Origin of the sequence: Acinetobacter pullicarnis, from assembly GCF_006352475.1 — a bacterium.
GTDB lineage: Bacteria > Pseudomonadota > Gammaproteobacteria > Pseudomonadales > Moraxellaceae > Acinetobacter > Acinetobacter pullicarnis.
Window position 1 is genome coordinate 2,434,204 of the sequence record NZ_VCMZ01000001.1, and the last position, 19,881, is coordinate 2,454,084.

Consider the following 19,881-nt stretch of genomic DNA (forward strand, 5'->3'; position numbering starts at 1 on the left):
TTATAAGAAGACTCTGCGTATTTTCGTGATACCTTATGCGCTTAACGATTAAATATTCGTATAATCCACCATTCCTGTGATACACAAATGAATTCTCTATGAGCTTATCCAGTTTAGATTTAAACCTGATCGTACTGATTATTTTATTGGCCTGTGGCATCTTTAGCCACAATAGTGCCGTCACCATCGCAGCTGGTTTATTGATTGTATTTCGGATGACCCCACTCAGTGAGTATTTCCCCTATTTACAAGACTATGGTCTGCATGTCGGGATTATTATTTTAACCATTGGCGTGCTTACCCCAATCGCCAGCGGGAAGATCCCTGGCGATGCAATTTTTAAAGCCTTCCTGAGTTGGAAGTCAGTATTGGCCATTATTATTGGGCTATTGGTCGCATGGTTGGGTGGTCGTGGGGTCAAATTAATGTCAAATCAGCCCGATATTGTGGCTGGCTTATTGATTGGTACTGTGGCAGGTGTTGCTGTATTACGTGGTGTTCCCGTTGGCCCACTGATTGCAGCAGGCCTACTGTCATTATTGGTTGGGATCAAACCGTAAATGAACAACTGAACAGGTCGTCTCAAATAAGCGCACCGCTAAGCCGAATAATAAATATTGCGCTTTTGAGAAAACTTTTCGAGCTGCTTAAGAAAACCCTCAAAATAACTTTTCTCTTTTTCTTCAATACGATAACCAGCATATAAGGTACGGCGTAGCCCCTGATCAGATACACAGCTTAGGCGACGCGAAGTGACCCAGCCTTTTTGTTCATATTCATTCACCACCCAATCTGGGAGTGCTGCAATGCCACGCCCACTGGCCACCAATTGAATTAACATCTGGGTTAAATCGGTGGTACGTATATGTTTGGGTTGAATATTCTCAGGCAGAAATAAATGCGCCATGATATCCAGACGGTGCTTATCGACTGGATAGGTAATTAAGGTTTGCTCAGCCAAATCTTGTACCGAGATATTTTCCTGACGTACTAATGCATGGGTATTCGAGAGCACCAAACGTGATTCGTACTCAAATATTGGAAAGTATTCAATGCCTTTAAGAGTGATTGGATCTGCGGTAATCAAGAGATCAAACTCAGCATTCTGCAACAGTTCATGCGGATTGGCTTCAAATCCTGAAGCAAAATCCAGATCGACATCGGGGTATTGATGGCGATATTGGTTAAGTAATGGCATCAGCCAATCAAAGCAACTGTGACATTCTGAGGAAAAAATAATCCGCCCCGTCTGCCCATGCACAATCCGGGTAATGTCCGAATGGGTGATTTGAATTTGCGGCAGTACATCATCTGCCAGTTTTAACAGACGCTGTCCCACATTGGAAAAAGTCACTGGACGACTACGGCGATTGACGACTTCGACCCCATACCAATGATCTAACTCTTTGAGTTGATGAGAAATTGCGGATGGTGTGAGGCATAAATCGTTGGCTGCGGAAACCAGAGAACCATGCTCACGCAAGGCAGATAGCGTTCTAAGATGACGAAGTTCAAGCATGGGAAGTCACAAAGTTGAATTTGATTCATTGTACAATGAAATTAATTAGTTTGCCTCAACTTGATAAATATTTAATGATTGTCTCAACAGATGAAAATTAACAATTTAAATTAAGGGGACAGTCAATGGCTATTCAAACGCATATTCTCGGTTACCCGCGCATTGGTACAAAACGTGAACTTAAATTTGCAGCAGAACGCTATTGGAAAGGTGAAACAAGTCAAACTGAATTGCTTGCTCAAGCTGAAGCAGTAGAAGCCAGTAACTGGCAAGCGCAAGTCGATGCAGGTTTATCTTTGCTCACCACGGGGGATTTCGTATTGTATGATGCGATCCTGACCCATGCCGTTCGTCTCGGTGTGATTCCAGCGCGTTTTCAAAATGCAGAAAAATTAAACCTAGTTGACCAACAGTTCTATTTGGCCCGGGGGCGTGCACCCAATTGTGATGATGTTGCAGCACTTGAAATGACCAAATGGTTTGATACCAACTACCATTACTTGGTGCCTGAACTTAGCCCGACCCAACAATTTAATCCTAACTTTGATGATTTATTGGCCCAAGTGGATCGCGCCAAAGCCTTGGGGCAACCCTTAAAGGTTGTCGTGCCTGGCCTGCTTAGCTTCTTATATTTATCACGTATTGTAGATACTCAAACCACAGAAACCCAACAGCATGCTTGTGACTGTGCGACTGATCATGCTGATATGGGTGCAGATCAAGCGACTTTAAAATTTGTCGATACCCTCCTGCCAATCTATGCAGCTTTGTTTGACCAACTTAAAGCACGTGGCGTTGAATATGTACAAGTTGATGAGCCCATTTTAGTACTTGATCTTGCACCAGAGTGGCAAGCCGCATTTGAGCGTGTCTACAACTTACTGCAACGCCGTGATGGTTTAAAACTGATTATTGCGACCTATTTTGAAACCCTAGGGAACAACTTAAATTTGGCGGTCAACCTCCCCGTTGCTGGCTTACATATAGATATTACGCGTGAAAAAGTAGGTGAATTTTTCTGGAAAAAAGTCATAGACCAATTGCCCAGCCATAAAATCCTCTCACTCGGTTTAATCAATGGTCGTAGTGTTTGGGCCAGTGATTTAATCGCCCTACATGACATTGTACAAACTGCACAAAAAGCCTTAGGGCAGCGTCTGTGGCTCGCAACGGGTTGTTCATTGTTACATGTACCCGTTGATCTACGTTCAGAACAGGTGCCAGCAGCAATAGAGGGGAAATTGGCCTTTGCCCGACAAAAACTGGATGAGTTGGTTGCGCTGGCGACAGGGAACATCAATGCCAATGAAAAATTAACCAAAGCTGCTCAGAATACTTTTGATTTTGTTGCTCAAGAACGCACTGAAGCCTTTGAAATTCGCTTTAAAGCACAACAACAAACATTGAATTTGCCCTTAATGCCAACCACCACCATTGGCTCCTTTCCACAAACGGCTGAAATACGGGCAGCACGTGCGGCATGGAACAGCGGTCACTTATCAGATGCAGACTATGAAACAGCAATGCAACATGAAATTGCCTATGCCATTGCACAGCAAGAACAATTAGCGCTTGATGTATTGGTACACGGCGAAGCTGAACGCACAGATATGGTTGAATATTTTGCAGGCTTACTGGATGGTTTCTGGCTGTCTAAATTTGGTTGGGTACAAAGCTATGGCAGCCGCTGTGTACGTCCACCGATTATTGTTGGCGATATCAGTCGCCCAAATGCAATGACGGTGAAATGGATTGCCTATGCCAACAGCTTGACCAGCAAAATCGTGAAAGGAATGCTGACTGGCCCAGTGACCATTTTAAATTGGTCATTCCCACCTGCACACCGTAGCCGCCGTGAAGTCTGCTTGCAGTTGGCTGAAGCGATTCGACTAGAAGTCTCTGATTTACAAGATGCTGGGGTTGCAATCATTCAAATTGATGAGGCAGCATTCCGCGAAGGTTTACCTTTACGTCAAGCCGAGCAAGCTGAATATTGGGATTGGGCGGTTAAATCATTTAAACATTGTGCCAGCAGTGCCAATCTGGCAACTCAGATTCATACTCATATGTGTTATTCGGACTTTAAAGATTGTTTACCACAAATCACCGCGATGGATGCAGACGTGATTACCATTGAGACTTCACGTTCAGGTTTACAGTTACTTGAAGTATTCCACGTGCAAGGTTATCCAAATGCAGTTGGTCCTGGTGTTTATGATATTCATAGCCCACGCACCCCCACTGCAGATCACATGCGTATGGTGATTGATGCAGCGCTACAAACCATTCCTGCTGAACGGTTGTGGGTCAATCCCGATTGTGGTTTAAAAACCCGGAACTGGAATGAGACCAAAGCCGCACTGACCGAATTGGTCAAAATGGCGAAGCAAGTTCGTGCTGAATTAAAAAATGCTTAGACCCAAAAAGTTCGAGACAACAATAAGACTTTTAACAATAAAATCATGAATAACGAGAGCTTTAATCAAAAGATAATAAACGAAGCATACGCTAAGCATAAATCAACTTCGTTTTAGTGCACACCGTATTGAACCATCAATGCGGTGTTTTTTTATGGCTCAAATAACCACTTCTTTTAGCGGTCCTTTGCATTGCTGCTTTGATGAGAAAAACCAAATTTTTCAAAAAATAATTAATCCGGTCAAAGATTTAGCTGAAAATAACTCAGCTCAAACTGAAAAACATTCAATACAATCGATGCCGATAGCACTGACATTGATTTGAATAAAACTTAAAATACACTTTTTCCCTATTGAGCTTGCCATGTCTATTGCTACGCGCGCTAAACTACAACTGCCCGAAGGTCATGACAAGCTATTGCTTCATTCTTGTTGTGCGCCCTGTTCAGGCGAGGTAATGGAAGCATTGATTGAGGCGGATATCCCCTACGCGATTTTCTTCTACAACCCCAATATTCACCCTGTCAAAGAATATCTCATCCGCAAAGACGAAAATATTCGCTTTGCCGAAAAACATAATATTCCATTTATAGACTGCGACTATGACACCGACAACTGGTTCGCACGCGCAAAGGGCATGGAAGAAGAACCAGAACGTGGAATTCGTTGCACCATGTGTTTTGATATGCGTTTTGAGCGAACAGCACTGTATGCTGCCGAGCATGGCTACAGTCTGATCAGCAGTTCACTTGGTATTTCGCGTTGGAAAAACATGAAGCAAATCAATGATTGTGGTCAACGTGCAGCAGCGCATTATGCGGGTATTGAGTATTGGGATTATAACTGGCGTAAAAGTGGCGGTGCCAGTCGCATGATTGATATCAGTAAACGTGAAGAATTTTATCAACAAGAATATTGCGGCTGTGTCTATTCACTCCGAGATACCAATCGCTGGCGTATGAGTCAAGGCCGTGATCGAATTCGCTTGGGTGAAAAGTTTTATAGCAATGCCATGGATCAAGATGAAGCCTAGCGCAGCTTTAATAAAATAGCCTGTAAATTTCCAACCCATTTCTAGTACCTGAGTAACTCTGCTAAAAGACCGACTCAGGTTGTTTTCCAGTCAGATTTTTTCTCGTCAGCTTTTTCCTATGTAAATCGTTTTATGAAAAAATCCTTAAAATGGTTTGAATCACCACCGCATTAATAATATCGACAAAAAAAGCACCGCACAGTGGAATAATAAGAAAAGCTTTGTGTGATGTGCCGTAGCGATTGGTGACCGCCTGAATATTGGCGATGGCGGTTGGCGTTGCCCCCATCCCAAAACCACAGTGTCCTGCGGCCAATACTGCGGCATCATAGTCTTTGCCCATCACATTAAAGGTCACAAAAATGGTATATAAAATCAGTACTACAGTTTGGACCAATAAAATAATCAGCAACGCACCTGCCAAATCTGCCAGCAACCACAGTTGTAGCGAAAGCAAGGCCATGGCCAAATAAAGTGACAAGGATGCATTACCAAATACATCAATGGCACGATCAAAGATCTCTTGCTTAAATAGCATTTCAATGACATTTCGAACCATAACACCACTGCCTAAAGCCCAAACAAAGGTTGGCAACTCAAACCATTGCCCAGCACTCCACTGCGCCAAAAAATTGGCAGAGAAAATACAGCCAGCAAATAGCCCCAAGGTCGTAATCGCATCACTTGCAGTAATCAGTCGAGTTTGTTTGGAGTATTCAAATGCAGCCACATCGTGCTGTGGCAAATGGGTATCGTGTTCAGTTTGTATCTCTGCCAATTGATGACGTTTAATCAGAAACTTGGCGACGGGTCCACCGACAATTCCACCAATAATTAAACCAAAGGTGGCACTGGCCATCCCCAACACCACAGCGCCTTGAATCGCATACTCCTGCTCAAGCACTGTTCCCCACGCACCTGCGGTTCCATGCCCACCGGTTAAAGTGATAGAACCAACAATCAATCCAATTAACGGATCTAATCCAAGCAAGGTTGCCAGACTCATCCCAACAAAATTCTGCACTAGAACATAAAGCGCGACACAAATTAGAAAAGTAAACAGTGCCTTACCACCTTTTTTTAATTTACTTAAACTGGCACTCAGCCCAATTGAGGTAAAGAACATCAACATCAATACACTTTGTATTTGTGGATCAAAACTGGCACTCAGCTGAAAATAGTAAAATAAAATGAATGCAACCAGTGCTGCAACCAGCCCACCAGCAACAGGCTCTGGAATATTATAATTTCGTAAAAAGGAAATATGTTGCAGTAAGAATCGCCCAATAAACAGAACAAAAACAGCAATGACAATCGTACCAAAAGCATCAACCTGAAAATTCATTGTTTACTCATTCCTATGTATTAAGTTGCTGGTGTACTAAAAAAAGTAGCGCAAGATTTGTCAACACATAACTGACCACAAAAGCCTAAATACCGAACATAGGATATAAAGCGATTGATTGCGTACAAATTGTAGTAACTACATTTCAGCTTTGCTATTTTCATACCACTAATAGCCACTTTAGTTAAATTGTATTATGTAACCGCAACAGTATCGAAAAAATCACAACTGCCTCAATTCTACCCAGCTGTATTTGCATCAGGTCTGCGCTAAACGCCAAGAATCTTTGCAGTATTGCAATAACATGGCTTTGAATAGACCGCTTAAAGCTGTAAATACTTAGTCAATATGTTTAAATTCAGTTGATTGCTCGATGGACTGCTGCAATTTAACTAAATGATCTGCACCGCTAGGCTATACATCCTCTACATTCATCCAAGTAATGACCTTTATGACGAATACCACAACTGATATACACCAACCCAAACAACGCCATTCTGCCAACGCACCCACACCTGCCTATTCACTGTTTTGGGTTATTTTTGCACTGGCCTTAGGTGGTTTTTGTATTGGTACGACTGAATTTGTCGCCATGGGCCTGATCCAAGAAATCGCCAGTAACTTACAGGTCAGCGTGCCTGAAGCGGGTCATTTTATTAGTGCTTATGCCTTAGGCGTGGTGATTGGTGCACCCGTCATTGCTATTTTTGCAGCCAAAGTTCCCCGTAAAACCATGCTACTGCTACTGATGCTGTTTTATGCGTTGGCCAATTTAGCCACTGCATTGGCCAGTGATGCCAGTGGGGTACTCATTTCTCGTTTTGTCGCAGGCTTACCCCACGGCGCTTATTTTGGGATTGCCGCATTGGTGGCGGCTGAACTTGCAGGACCTCAAAAAAGAGCCACCGCCGTTGCGCGGATTATGCTTGGACTGACGCTTGCAACGGTACTGGGTGTGCCCATGGCGACATGGTTGGGGCAAAGTTTTGGATGGCGCGCTGGTTTTGAATTGTCTGCACTTTTGGCCGTTATTTGCTTGTGCGCTATGGCTGCTTTTGTACCCAAAGTTCCTGTGCATGCAACTGCGAGTATCAAAACCGAATTGGCTGGCCTTAAAAACCTGCACATGTGGATGACCCTATCAATTGGTGCGATTGGTTTTGGTGGCTTATTTTCGGTATATACCTATATTTCACCGATTTTAACCGAATATACCCATGCGGATATCCAAACTGTTCCAGTTGCTTTGGCCATACTGGGGCTCGGTATGGTGATTGGTGGGTTGACTGCAGGTTGGCTTGCCGATAAAAACCTGAATCGCACCATGATTGCGGTGCTGATCAGCTCGGCCTGTAGTTTCGTATTTGCCAGCTTTATGATGGAACAACTTTATAGTGCACTACTTGCATTATTTTTAATTGGCTTAACCATTATTGGTTTAGGTGGTGCCTTACAAATCAAACTCATGGATGTTGCAGGCAATGCACAGACCCTTGCAGCATCGTTAAATCACTCAGCATTTAACTTTGCCAATGCCTTAGGTGCCTTTTTAGGTGGCTGGGTCATCAATCAGCAAATGGGTTGGCTTGCACCGATCTGGGTGGGCTTTGTATTGAGTCTGATCGGTTTAGCGATTTTATTGCTGACTTTGGCCTTAGCCCGCAAAGCCTAGACTTAAACTTAAGCTCAATGTAAAAGCCAGATTTGAATATCTGGCTTTTACACAATACATTTGCTTGCAAGTCGCCCTGAAAAATAGACTCAGTGCTGTAATTTATTGCCACAGTGTGGGCAAAAGCAATGTCCTTCATTGTTGGCTACTTTTTCTGCTGCTCGGTTCGCAGTACGGTCTTGTTCTCGTTGCTCTCGAATTAACTGCAAGATTATATCCTGTGTTTGTTCAGGAGTTAGACCAACTTCCCGACGAATTTCCTCAATCATCTTCTGATCCGTGATTAAATCAATTCCCTTACTTTCTAATAGATCTTGAAACTTTTGCTCCAATTTTTGTTTTCTCAGCTCAAGTTCATTGGCTAAACCTGTCGCCAAAATACCAGCGGGGAGCGCAGCCAAGCCTACCCCAAGAATGGTGATAATCGCACCGAGAAAACGCCCCATTGGGGTAATTGGGGTGACATCGCCATAACCGACCGTGGTTAAGGTTACAACCGCCCACCACATTGACTCTGGAATAGAACTAAACATGTCTGGCTGAGCTTTATTTTCCACCACATAAACCCCAGCGGCAGCCATCACAATCATAATCCCTAAAATAAAGATCACCGCTTGAAAAGAACCTTTCTCACGCGCAATCACCCGCAATAAGATCTGCAAGGAAACAAAATAACGGGTCAATTTCAGCAGACGCAATAGTCTGAGCGTTCGTAAGAAGCGCAAATCAATATGTACGAAGTAATTGATATAGGCTGGTAAAATAGCCAATAAATCAATAATTGCCGCACCACTGGTAACCCACTGCCATCGGGTTTTCCACGCTGGCTGTTGTGGTTTTTCATCGGCAATGCTCCAGAAACGCAGCAAATACTCGGCACTAAAAACAACAATCGAAATATCTTCAAAATATTTAAAAAATACATGGTACCGTGCATAAATTGAATCGACAGATTCCAGTAATACCGCAATGACATTACCAATAATCAAAGCAATTAACAGATAGTTTATACAGCGGCTATAAACGGTTTCGTAGTCGTCATTATGTAAATAGTTATAGACGAGTTTTCTGAATTTATACCATTCATTTTTAATCATGGGCCAATCTTATGCTGAAGTCCTGCTCATGGTAATACGCAAAAGTTATATTTACCAAATTTTATCTCATGCAATATCATCGTTATTCAGGATGAATTTACTGCTAAATACTGAACATTCATAAATAAAGTTTTATTAATTCATAAAAGATTATTATATTGGGACTGTTTTTCTATGCTTTTTTCAGTGGTCAATATTCTGTCGATACCACTGCAGTTGGATTCTTTATGTCATCTCAGCAACACCGTAAGTTAAAAAATGAGTTAAGCAATCGCCATATTCAATTGATTGCCTTGGGGGGCTCAATTGGTACTGGCCTGTTTTTGGGGATTTCTCAAACCATTAAACTGGCAGGTCCTTCCGTAATTTTAGGTTATGCCATTGCTGGACTGATTGCCTTCTTTATGATGCGTCAGTTGGGTGAAATGGTGGTTGAAGAACCCGTCAGTGGTTCATTTAGTTTTTTCGCCTACAAATACTGGAACCCATTTGCAGGGTTTATGTCGGGTTGGAATTACTGGGTGCTCAATGTGTTGGTGTGTATGGCCGAACTGAGTGCCATCGGACTGTATGTACAGTATTGGTGGCCTGAAATCCCCAACTGGGTTTCTGCATTGGGATTTTTTATCTTAATCAATGTGATTAACCTGATGCATGTCAAAGTGTTTGGTGAAGTTGAGTTTTTCTTTTCTATCATCAAAATTTTAGCGATTATTGGCATGATTGGCTTTGGTGCCTATCTATTGGCCAGTGGTCATGCTGGTGAAACCGCTTCTGTATCAAACCTCTGGGCATTGGGTGGCTTCTTTCCCAATGGTTGGGAAGGTCTGGTCATGGCGATGGCGATTATTATGTTTTCCTTTGGCGGGATCGAGTTGGTCGGCATTGCTGCGGCTGAAGCCAAGCACCCAACCCAAACCATTCCCAAAGCGATTAATCAAATTGTTTATCGGATCTTATTGTTCTATGTCGGTACGATTTTTATTTTACTGTCACTCTATCCGTGGAATCAGATTGCAGAAGGCGGCAGCCCCTTTGTCTTGATTTTCGACTCACTGGGCAATGTTGGCGTGGCCACCATTTTGAACTTTATTGTTTTGACTGCGGCAATTTCTGTGTATAACGGCACCAGCTATGCCACCAGTCGCATGCTCTTGGGCTTAGCGCAACAAGGCAATGCACCACGAGTATTGGGCAAAATCAACAGTCGTGGTATTCCCTATGCCGCCATTTTATGTTCCGCTGTGGTGACTGCGATTTGTGTGCTCCTGAACTATTTATTCCCAGATAAAGCCTTTAAATTGTTGATGAGTTTGGTGGTGTCTGCAATTGTGATTAACTGGATGATGTTATCGCTCACCCACATCAAATTTAAGCAGAAAATGCTGCAACTGAAAAAAGTCAGTATTTTCCCAAGCATTGCCTATCCAATCACCAACTATATTTGCGTGATCTTTATGCTGGGTATTTTATTGATTATGTGGAACACCCCAAGTATGCGAATTGCCGTGACGCTTATTCCAGTCTGGTTAATCTGTTTAGCTGCAGCCTATGCACTTAAAGCGAAAAAACCGAATTAAGCCCGAATGCCCCTCGCAGGCCATGACACTTTAGGATTCAGCACAAGTGAAATTGTTGGGTTTAGCTTTAATTTTTTTAAAACGTTACAGCATTTAAAAAGCCAATCAACTGTCTATTGATTGGCTTTGAAAGCGAATGATATTTGGCTTGATGTTGTATTACGGGATATAAGTCATATGGATTTAGTACAGCTTCATCACCCCACTGCCCTGTTTGTCCCAATGTTTAAACAGTTGCTGTGCAAATTTTTCCACATCTTTGGCATTGATCGTCTGCTGCTGGCCTGCCATTGCCGCAAAACGTTGCTGTGCAAACTGTGCCTGTGCAGCTTTGCTTTGCTCGATATTGGCATCATAACGCTGTTTAAATTCAGCAACATATTCTTGTTCAGTCACCTGACGATTGTGATCACTGTCCATTTGATTAAACTGCTTTTCACGCAAAGTTAAGTACTCTGCCAAGCTGACATACTGTTTGCCTTGGCCGTATTCTGCAATAAACTCATTTACAGTCGTCGGCATGGGCATTGAAATCACCAACCGAAATGCTGTACCAGCATGCGCTGTATCAATCTGTGTATTCGCTTCGACATCCTGTTGATCGACATAACCATTGCCATTTTTATCGAAGTTATTAAAGGTCTTAATCCCTGTATCTTGAAATTGCTTTAAGCTTAAAAACGCTGCTTTATTGCTTAAAATTCCAAAACGCACATCGGCTTGTTTCATCGACATTTCACGATGCACGGCAATCTGCTGTTCTAATTTGGCTTGTTCATAGGCGACAAATTGGTTTTGTGTGACATTTTTATGCTGCTTAAACAAATCGGCATATTGCGCGGTAAATTGTGCAATAAAATTTTTCTTGCTGATCTCTTTTGCATCTTTACCCGCAAAGGTCTGTATCCAACGGGTTTTCATCGCGGCTTCAGATTCATTGATACCTGTAGAATAGGCATCGGTTGTCGCATCTGCAAAGCTATAACTCATACCACTCAGCGCAAACATCAGTACCCATATCGATTTTTTCATTTCCGTTCCCTACCCCAATACCAAGTGATTAAAATAATATCTATATAAAGCCATATCTATTTAAAACAATATCTAATCAAAACAATGCCTAATGAAAACAGTGTCTGATAAATACATTTTGATTGATAAGGTACTATCACCTTATGTACCAATAAACCAAGCAGCGACTCAGGCACACTTGGTTTAAGGGCTTTCATTTAGGTTTTAAGCGCGTAATGTCACCGTCAAGTTTGGCTGAATGCTTAACTGTGGGCCCTTAACCTTTAACTATTAGTATTTAAACTCCACACTTGCCACCAAATTACGTCCCGGCAACGTTGCACGATCAATCAGGTTTTCTGAGGTTAAGGTTCCCACTGTTGCATAGTCACGGTATTTTTTATCAAATATATTATTTAAACCCAAATTGAGTTTAGCGTATTTATTTAACTTCCAATAGGCTGATAAATCTGCAATTGCATAACCTGCAACGGGCTGATACTTCTCAGTCGAACTATCAATCGAGGCATCACGTGTTGCTAAACGACGTCCCACAGCGGTCCCAATCACACCGACCCCATAGACATGTTCAGGAGCATCATAAGCAAAGCTCAAGCTGGCCTTTTCAGGCTGAACTGAATTTACTCCACCGCGTAACCCATGATGATCTTTTGAAGTTCCTCTTGCTTTGCCGGCAACCAAGGCCAGACTAAAGCCATCTGCATCGTTAATAAATGCCGCCAGATCTAAATGCGCAGAAAGCTCTCCTCCCCAAATATTGGCTTGTGATAAGTTTTGCAATTGATAGGTCATCATAAAGTCACCATTAACCGGTTTAGACAGTTTTTGATAATCAATAAAGTCGCTATAACGCGTATAGAATCCTAAGAGATCCAAGCGAAGACCAGTAATCGGTGTGGTTTTAAAGCCCAACTCAAAAGCATCACTGCTTTCCTTTTTAAGCTTTGAATTTCCAAGGATAGAATAACCATGGCCACTGTCAAAACTGCCCGCCATTTCACTCGCGCTAGGAATACGTGCACCACGATGGTATTGCACATAACTGAGATAGTCTGGTGAAAGTTGATAAGACACAACCAAACTCGGTGCCAGATAATGATTGGTTGCAGACTGCACCTGTTCACGCTTGGCATTGGAGTTCAAGATTTTATTGGTATTCTTTGGATCAAATTTTTGGTACTCGGCACGCAAACCTGGGCTCACAGTCAAATCACGATCTGCTAGCGTAAAATGTAGGCTGTCTTGTGCATAAAGCGCATATTTTTGGGTATCCGAGGCCACCATTAAATTGGCTTGCTTACTCGTATCGGTATCGGTATTGGTCGAGATCCAAGGGCGGTCATCTTTGGCTTGGCTCATACTCAAACCATATTGAATATCATGTATCCCTTGAACTTTAATTGCATCTGCATTGAGTCCCCAAACTTCATTTTCAAAATCATTTTGGATTTTACGGGGGTAATATAAATAAAATGCATTCAATAAATTTTTATTGGTGGTTTCTTGATAATAAAGCTGCGTTTTCAGTTGATCGAATAATAGGTTTTCAGCATTCAACCGATAATCAAGTGCATAACGGCTGCGCTGTGCTTTTTCATGTTGCATCCCCCCTTTAGGATAGGATTTACCCAAAGTTTCTGCATCGATAAAACTATCGGTATTTCTTTGATAATAATCAAAAGTAAAGCCGAGTTGCTGCTGGGCAGTGATATTCCACAATAGCTTTGAAAGCACCGCATCAGAATGCCAATCAGCTGGATTCACTTTACGGATACTTTCACTTTTCATTTCATGACCATCGCGACGTGCATAGGCCAACAAAGTTTGCAAAGTTTCATTACCGATGGCCGCGGTGACCGAATTTAACCAGGCATCATCGGCAGATGAATAACCTGTTTTATAGGCTGCATAGGCATTTTTATGGTCTTTGAGATACAGCTCAGGTGACTTGGTTTTAAATGAAACTCGCCCACCAATCCCATCTTTAGAAACATCTGTGGTGCCCGAACGAATATCCACTTCTGCGAACATTTCTGGATCGATAAAGTTACGACCAACCCCATAACTATTGGCTTTTATGCTCGAAGGCTGTGGTGCGGCATCTGCGAGATTAATCCCATCCACGTCTAAACCAATTCGGTTGCCATCAACACCACGAATATTATAACCACTGGTTCCGGCACTGTCCCAAGCAGCACCACTGCCACTGCTTGCCTTCGGTGCACTCACCAAGGGTAAATATTTGACAATGCCAGCCATGTCATTGGCACCCATTTGATCCAATTGATTGCGACTTATTGTGGTGAGATTTGAAGCCGTTTTTTGATCTTTATAGGCATAGACCTTAATCACTGGCAATGAAACGATTTCAGCATGCGCTGTGACTTGCTCACTAGCAAAACTTGCGGTACTCAGCATAAGGCTGCTGATGCACAGTGCAAGACGTTGAAGTGGAGATTTTATTTGCTGAGTACTCAGCCAGTGCAAATGCGAGATACAACGGTGTGAAGTCATGGTGACGCTTCCCTGACAAGATAGATGATTGTTATTCATTTTTTTCAAATACTTATACCAATAACGTCGGCAATGACATTGCGCAAAGCCGATAGCAGTAAAAGCAATGATTATAAAATGCAAATGATAATCACTTTCATCTAAATTATCTATACCCCTTGTTTTTATTTGTTTTTTTTATGAACGCGGCCGGTTATTAGGTAAAAAAAATAAACTGATTTTTATAAATTTATTGATTTCGCAGATTCAAATCCCAAGTGCAACACATTTGTAGTTAGTTGAAAAAGTTAGGTGTATTCATAGAATCATTAGACTTTTTCAACTCGTAATTGGAAAGCACACAATGAAGAAATACACCCAACTTTCTCAAGATGAAAGATACGAAATTTATGCTACTTTGAAAAGTAAAAGTTCAATCGCTACCCTTGCTCGGGAATTAGGACGTTCACGATCAACCATCTACCGTGAATTAAAAAGAAATACTGGGCAACGTGGATATAGAGCTCAACAGGCAGCTAAATTTGCAAGTCAAAGACGGTACCGTCCTTCATCATCAATGACAGCATTTGCCTTCGCTTATATTGATTATTTGATTGGTTTGGACTGGTCACCCGAACAAATTTCAGGTGCTTTAACACAACGCGGTTGGCTGGATGTACCTTCACATGAGTGGATTTACCAGTACATTTATCAAGATAAATCAAAAGGCGGTAAACTTCATCTACATTTAAGGCATCAGAAGAAATATCGAAAACGCGGTTACAAAAACACGGATCGTAGGGGTCAAATCATTGATAAAACAAGTATTCACTGCCGACACCAGGTCATTGATCAACGACAACGTTTAGGAGATTTCGAAGGTGACACGGTGATTGGTAAACATCATAAAGGTGCTTTATTGACTCTCGTTGATCGAAAGAGCCTGTATGTACATATTGTTCATTTAGGGCCAACAAGAGCATCCTCTCAAACGATTACTTGTGCATTAGATCGTTTACAAATGAGCCATGCTTATAGTGTGACATTTGATAATGGCAAAGAATTTTCCGAACACAAAAGAATTACTGATGCTGGCATAGAGACGTATTTTGCTGATCCTTACAAGTCTATTCAGCGAGCTAGAAATGAAAATACGAATGGTTTAATCCGTCAATATCTGCCAAAATCATCATCGTTTGATGGCGTGTCAAACGAACAAATAGAGCAGATAGAATTTGCACTCAACCATCGTCCTAGAAAAACACTAGGTTGGTATACACCGAGTGAAGTTATGGCTGGTTTTTATACTGTTGCACTTGCCGCTTGAATCCGCCTTTTATATTTAAAAATTATTTATAAATTACTTATAAATTATTCTCTCGGATTTATTCCGCCTCAAATCGAAGCCATTAAAAAAGGTTGTCCCACTTAAAGTGAAACAACCTTTTGATGTTCTAGTCGACTTAAAGCTGCATGCCCTTCAGTCTCAACTTAATAATATTTTTAAATTACCAGCTGACGTTCACACGACGATTTGGTGATAAGCAATTAATCTGTTGAGTACGTGCAGCTTGTGCATCACAAACCTGATAAGCATCCGTTTTGCCATTGGCATAAACTTCAATACGTTCAGCTGGAATACCTTGTTGAACCAATAAATTGGCTACAGTCGATGCACGTTTAGCTGAAAGTTTTTGGTTATAACCGACATTACCTAAACGATCTGTGAAACCACTAACAACGATCGGACCATTTGAGTTCGATTGCTTAATTTGACCCACAATAATGGCAAGTGATTGCGTACCATTTTTAATGGCAGCAGCATCTGAGCGATCAAAATCAAAAATAATGTCAGCAGAAGGTTGAGCAATAGGCGTTACTTCTGGCATTACTTTTGGTTGCTGTGCAGGAACGGCTTGCGCACGGATCATGAAATCTTCACACGCTTCGCCTTTCCAAGACAAACGCTCAGATAAAGTGTCTTTATCGAAGTCAATACGTAATTGGCAGCGTTTATAGTCTTGGGTATTCGGAATACGAATATCTAAGACATAATTCCATGTTTTAACGAAGAATACACCTTCACTAAAATGGGGATTACCCAAAACATGACGGAATTGATCTTTGGTTAAACCTGTGCTTAAACGTGCTACATCGGCATATTCATAGCGATTAACTTGCTTGCGATAACTTTTATCAATTGCAGGAAATTCAACTTCTGCTGTTGTTGCAGTGATTTCCACTGATTCAGCATAGGTCGCAACTGCAAGCCCTGAAACCACACTAAAACATAATGCTTTTACAATATTGTTCATTGTTTTGTACTCTAAAAAATGGTTGCTGAAGCGAGGAGCCAAACGGCCCCCACTCACACAGATCAATGCTTAGTCAATTACACCACTGATACCAATACGGAAGCTTGGATCACCTTCTGATGCTGCAGCAACACCGCCTGTGATAGACCAGCGACCATTATCAGAAGTTTTACGTAAAGTCACACCGATCGCTTGCTCACCACCGTGGTAAGCCGCACCTGCTGCATAGGTATATTTACCTGCAACGAATGGTGCACTTTCAAGTGCCATTGCCGCTGCAATACCCGCATTGGCTTTTTTCTCTACGTTTTTGATGTGTTGATTGGTGTCTTGGAACACTTGCTCCATACGATCACCTAAGTTATCAATCTTGGTATCAATAGCGCCTAATGCATCACCGACGTTGTTGTGCGAACCACCAGCAACGTTGTAAGTAGGACCTGTCCATTTACCATCTTTAAACTCAGCACCACCACCAAGTGAACTCTTCATATCTTCATATGATTTATTCAACTGTGAACCATTGACTGCGTCTTTCGATCCGCTATTAATGGCACCATCAGCAACATCAGTTACTTTCTTATCGCCAGCATTGATGCCATCTTTATTAATGGTTACATCACCGACTTTAACACTGTCAAAGCTTACATCTGGTTTGGTGTCAACAACAACGCTACCGTCCTTCTCTCCCGGTTTAACAGTGATATTTTTGCCGCCAGTAATATCATCAATCAGACCTTCAGATGGTCCAGGACCAGTAGGGATTTTACCGATTAGATCTTCTAAGTCTTTGCGAACACCGTTCAACTGACCCAGATTCACTGCATGATCAAGGTTTGTACCAGCAGCAACATTAGTGATCTGTGTATTACCGGCATTGATACCACCAAATGAAATACTTGGTCCACCATTCAAGAAGCTTAAGCCATCTTGATTAAAGACCATGTTATTGCCATCTTTACCAGCAATCGTCACGCTATCAAAGTTAACGTCTTTCGCAGTTGCAACAGTATAAATACTTGCGCCATCTTTATCAGTCGTTTCACTAACTTCAATGTTCTCACCAGCTTCTACAACAGTTTTCGCAGCTTTCGCAGCGTTGTTTACTGAAGAAATAGCATCATTGATGTTGTTTTGACCTGTACCACCAATGTTGCCATTGGTAATACTGCCATCAGCATTAATAACCGTATCACCACCAATGATGTTCTTAACACCGTTCATCGCATTGTATAAGTCACCTGCATTCACGCCTTTATAAGCATTGTCTGCATTGGTAAAGTCACCAGCACTTGCAACGTTGTTAAGAGTCGTACCGCCGTTCATTTCGAACTTACCTGACGCATCTTTCGTAGCAGGAGTAGCTGTTGTACCTGCAAAGGTGACGCTGTCTTTGTTGACTAAACCATCTTCGTTTTTGTCGTATTTAACTGCGAAGTTATCAGTTTCAGCAGCAGCATCTTTAACAAGCTTCAATTGCTCTTCAGTTGCTGCACGACCTGCAGTTGCAAAATCAGCTGCTGATAAGTCTTTGTTGATTAGACCAGTGATGGTATTTGTACTTTGGTCAATCTTGATATCACCAACCGTTACTGTGTCAAACTTAACGTCTTTAGCAGTAGCAACGGTATAGGTTGTTTCACCAGTTTCTTCGTTAACAACCGTATCAAGCGCAATGTTATCACCTTGTTTAACAATAACTTTGTTCGCTTTAATTGCATCACTAATATTGTCTTTACCAGTACCACCAATGTTATCATTTGTGATGCTGCCATCAGTATTTACTTTAGTGTCACCACCAATGATGTTCGCAACACTGTTTCCAGCATCTAGAACTGCATTGTTCAAGTCACCTGCGTTAACACCTTTGTAAGCATTGTCAGCGTCTTTATAGTCACCAGCACTTGCAACGTTGTTAAGAGTCGTACCGCCGTTCATTTCGAACTTGCCTGACGCATCTTTCACTGCAGGAATAGCAGTTGTACCAGCAAAGGTGACGCTATCTTTGTTGACTGAACCATCGTCGTTTTTGTCGTATTTAACTGCGAAGTCATCAGTAAGGTCAGCTTTATCTTTGATCGCTTTAATCGCGTCATCGATATTGTCTTTACCTGTGTTACCAACATTTGAAGTGGTGATTGAACCATCTTCATTTACAGTCGTATTACCACCGATGCTGTCTTTGATGCTTGTGCTGATGTCGCTAATCTGACCACCATTTACTGCATCTGTTGAACCTGCACCAATCTTACCAGCTGCAACATTGGTAATTTGATTACCAGCAACATCAACTTTAGTTTTGGTGAACGTTGGACCATTGTTAATGGTTAAACCATCAGTCGTGATCGAAGTATCGCCAACTGTTACTGTGTCAAACTTAACGTCTTTCGCAGTAGCAACGGTATACGTTGTTTCACCAGTTTCTTCGTTAACAACCGTATCAAGCGCAATGTTATCACCTTGTTTAACAATAACTTTGTTCGCTTTAATTGCATCACTAATGTTGTCTTTACCAGTACCACCAATGTTACCATTTGTGATGCTGCCATCAGTATTGACTTTAGTGTCACCACCAATGATGTTCGCAACACTGTTTCCAGCATCTAGAACGGCATTGTTCAAGTCACCTGCGTTAACACCTTTGTAAGCATTGTCAGCGTCTTTATAGTCACCAGCACTTGCAACGTTGTTAAGAGTCGTACCGCCGTTCATTTCGAACTTGCCTGACGCATCTTTCACTGCAGGAATAGCAGTTGTACCAGCAAAGGTGACGCTATCTTTGTTGACTGAACCATCGTCGTTTTTGTCGTATTTAACTGCGAAGTCATCAGTAAGGTCAGCCGCATCTTTAACAAGCTTTAATTGCTCTTCAGTTGCTGCACGTCCTTTGGTCGCAAAATCAGTTGCAGACAAGTCTTTGTTTGTCAGAGATGAAATTGTACCTTTATTACCATCAAGATTAATTGAGTGGTCACCACCAACCAATACCTGACTACCGTTAACTAAAGTTGTTCCAGTAGAATCAGAAACACTCAACTTACCAGCAGCGACTTTAGTTGTATTGCCAGCAAAATCTTCAACTAGATTACCATTGGCAGTAATAACATTCTTATTACCTAACGCATCAGCAACTTTAATGCCTGAACCAATAATTTGAGTTGTATTACCTAGAAGATCCTTAACGTTCACACTATTAAAGTTAACGTCTTTCGCTGTAGCAACGGTATAAGTACTTGCACCAGTGATTGGATCAACATCTTCTTTAACTTTGATGTTTTCGCCTTCAATAACAGTTGTTTTCGCAGCTTTAGCAGCGTTATTTACTGTTGTGATTGCATCATTGATGTTGTCTTTACCAGTATTACCAATGTTGTTGTT

13 protein-coding genes and 2 pseudogenes are annotated in these 19,881 nt (G+C 41.8%); 7 read left to right on the forward strand and 8 right to left on the reverse strand.

Annotated elements, in window-relative coordinates; translation table 11 throughout:
• Positions 1-98: 98 nt before the first annotated feature.
• Positions 99-560, forward strand: coding sequence for a DUF441 domain-containing protein (locus FD716_RS10750; protein WP_139852341.1), 462 nt, complete (start codon positions 99-101; stop codon positions 558-560).
• A 38-nt stretch (positions 561-598) separates the two neighbouring features.
• Here the strand turns inward: FD716_RS10750 and FD716_RS10755 are convergent, their stop codons facing one another.
• The gene (locus tag FD716_RS10755; RefSeq protein ID WP_139852342.1) at positions 599-1,519 is read right to left on the reverse strand and encodes a LysR family transcriptional regulator; all 921 of its coding nucleotides are present in this window, start codon (positions 1,517-1,519) and stop codon (positions 599-601) included.
• A gap of 125 nt (positions 1,520-1,644) precedes the next feature.
• Here FD716_RS10755 and metE point away from each other — a divergent pair, with 125 nt between their 5' ends.
• The 3 genes from metE to FD716_RS10765 all read left to right on the forward strand — a co-directional run bounded on the left by metE (position 1,645) and on the right by FD716_RS10765 (position 4,969).
• The gene (gene metE, locus FD716_RS10760; RefSeq protein ID WP_139852343.1) at positions 1,645-3,936 is read left to right on the forward strand and encodes a 5-methyltetrahydropteroyltriglutamate--homocysteine S-methyltransferase; all 2,292 of its coding nucleotides are present in this window, start codon (positions 1,645-1,647) and stop codon (positions 3,934-3,936) included.
• Positions 3,937-4,090: 154 nt separating this feature from the next.
• Positions 4,091-4,261, forward strand: coding sequence for a hypothetical protein (locus FD716_RS18895; protein ID WP_171477024.1), 171 nt, complete (start codon positions 4,091-4,093; stop codon positions 4,259-4,261).
• Between the two features lie 39 nt (positions 4,262-4,300).
• Positions 4,301-4,969, forward strand: a complete 669-nt coding sequence (locus tag FD716_RS10765; protein ID WP_139852344.1) for an epoxyqueuosine reductase QueH — start codon at positions 4,301-4,303, stop codon at positions 4,967-4,969.
• A 130-nt stretch (positions 4,970-5,099) separates the two neighbouring features.
• Here the strand turns inward: FD716_RS10765 and gltS are convergent, their stop codons facing one another.
• On the reverse strand, positions 5,100-6,314 hold the full coding sequence (gltS, locus tag FD716_RS10770; RefSeq protein WP_139852345.1) for a sodium/glutamate symporter: 1,215 nt from the start codon (positions 6,312-6,314) through the stop codon (positions 5,100-5,102).
• Between the two features lie 442 nt (positions 6,315-6,756).
• On the opposite strand from gltS, the gene FD716_RS10775 reads away from it, so the two are divergent.
• The gene (locus FD716_RS10775) at positions 6,757-7,986 is read left to right on the forward strand and encodes an MFS transporter (RefSeq protein ID WP_139852346.1); all 1,230 of its coding nucleotides are present in this window, start codon (positions 6,757-6,759) and stop codon (positions 7,984-7,986) included.
• An 89-nt stretch (positions 7,987-8,075) separates the two neighbouring features.
• On the opposite strand, the gene FD716_RS10780 is transcribed toward FD716_RS10775, so the two are convergent.
• The gene (locus tag FD716_RS10780; protein WP_139852347.1) at positions 8,076-9,083 is read right to left on the reverse strand and encodes an ion transporter; all 1,008 of its coding nucleotides are present in this window, start codon (positions 9,081-9,083) and stop codon (positions 8,076-8,078) included.
• 227 nt (positions 9,084-9,310) lie between these two features.
• Between FD716_RS10780 and FD716_RS10785 the strand changes: the two genes are divergently transcribed.
• Positions 9,311-10,663 (forward strand): amino acid permease, encoded by a 1,353-nt coding sequence (locus tag FD716_RS10785; RefSeq protein ID WP_139852348.1) that lies wholly within the window; start codon positions 9,311-9,313, stop codon positions 10,661-10,663.
• Between the two features lie 183 nt (positions 10,664-10,846).
• On the opposite strand, the gene FD716_RS10790 is transcribed toward FD716_RS10785, so the two are convergent.
• Together FD716_RS10790 and FD716_RS10795 are read right to left on the reverse strand one after the other, a co-directional pair.
• Complete coding sequence (locus FD716_RS10790; RefSeq protein ID WP_139852349.1) at positions 10,847-11,695, reverse strand: hypothetical protein; 849 nt, start codon at positions 11,693-11,695, stop codon at positions 10,847-10,849.
• A 270-nt stretch (positions 11,696-11,965) separates the two neighbouring features.
• Positions 11,966-14,209, reverse strand: a complete 2,244-nt coding sequence (locus tag FD716_RS10795; protein WP_171477025.1) for a TonB-dependent receptor domain-containing protein — start codon at positions 14,207-14,209, stop codon at positions 11,966-11,968.
• A 343-nt stretch (positions 14,210-14,552) separates the two neighbouring features.
• Between FD716_RS10795 and FD716_RS10800 the strand changes: the two genes are divergently transcribed.
• Positions 14,553-15,515 carry an IS30-like element IS18 family transposase gene (locus FD716_RS10800; RefSeq protein ID WP_004691346.1) on the forward strand — a complete coding sequence of 321 codons (963 nt, stop codon included), beginning with the start codon at positions 14,553-14,555 and terminating at the stop codon, positions 15,513-15,515.
• Positions 15,516-15,696: 181 nt separating this feature from the next.
• Here the strand turns inward: FD716_RS10800 and tpgA are convergent, their stop codons facing one another.
• The 3 genes and pseudogenes from tpgA to FD716_RS19505 all read right to left on the reverse strand — a co-directional run.
• Positions 15,697-16,503, reverse strand: a complete 807-nt coding sequence (gene tpgA / locus FD716_RS10805) for a trimeric autotransporter adhesin/peptidogylcan-associated protein TpgA (protein ID WP_139852351.1) — start codon at positions 16,501-16,503, stop codon at positions 15,697-15,699.
• Positions 16,504-16,572: 69 nt separating this feature from the next.
• Positions 16,573-17,127 (reverse strand): annotated as a pseudogene (locus FD716_RS19500) (YadA-like family protein); the annotation flags it as partial.
• A gap of 162 nt (positions 17,128-17,289) precedes the next feature.
• A pseudogene (locus FD716_RS19505) lies at positions 17,290-19,215 on the reverse strand (hypothetical protein); the annotation flags it as partial.
• Positions 19,216-19,881: the final 666 nt, after the last annotated feature.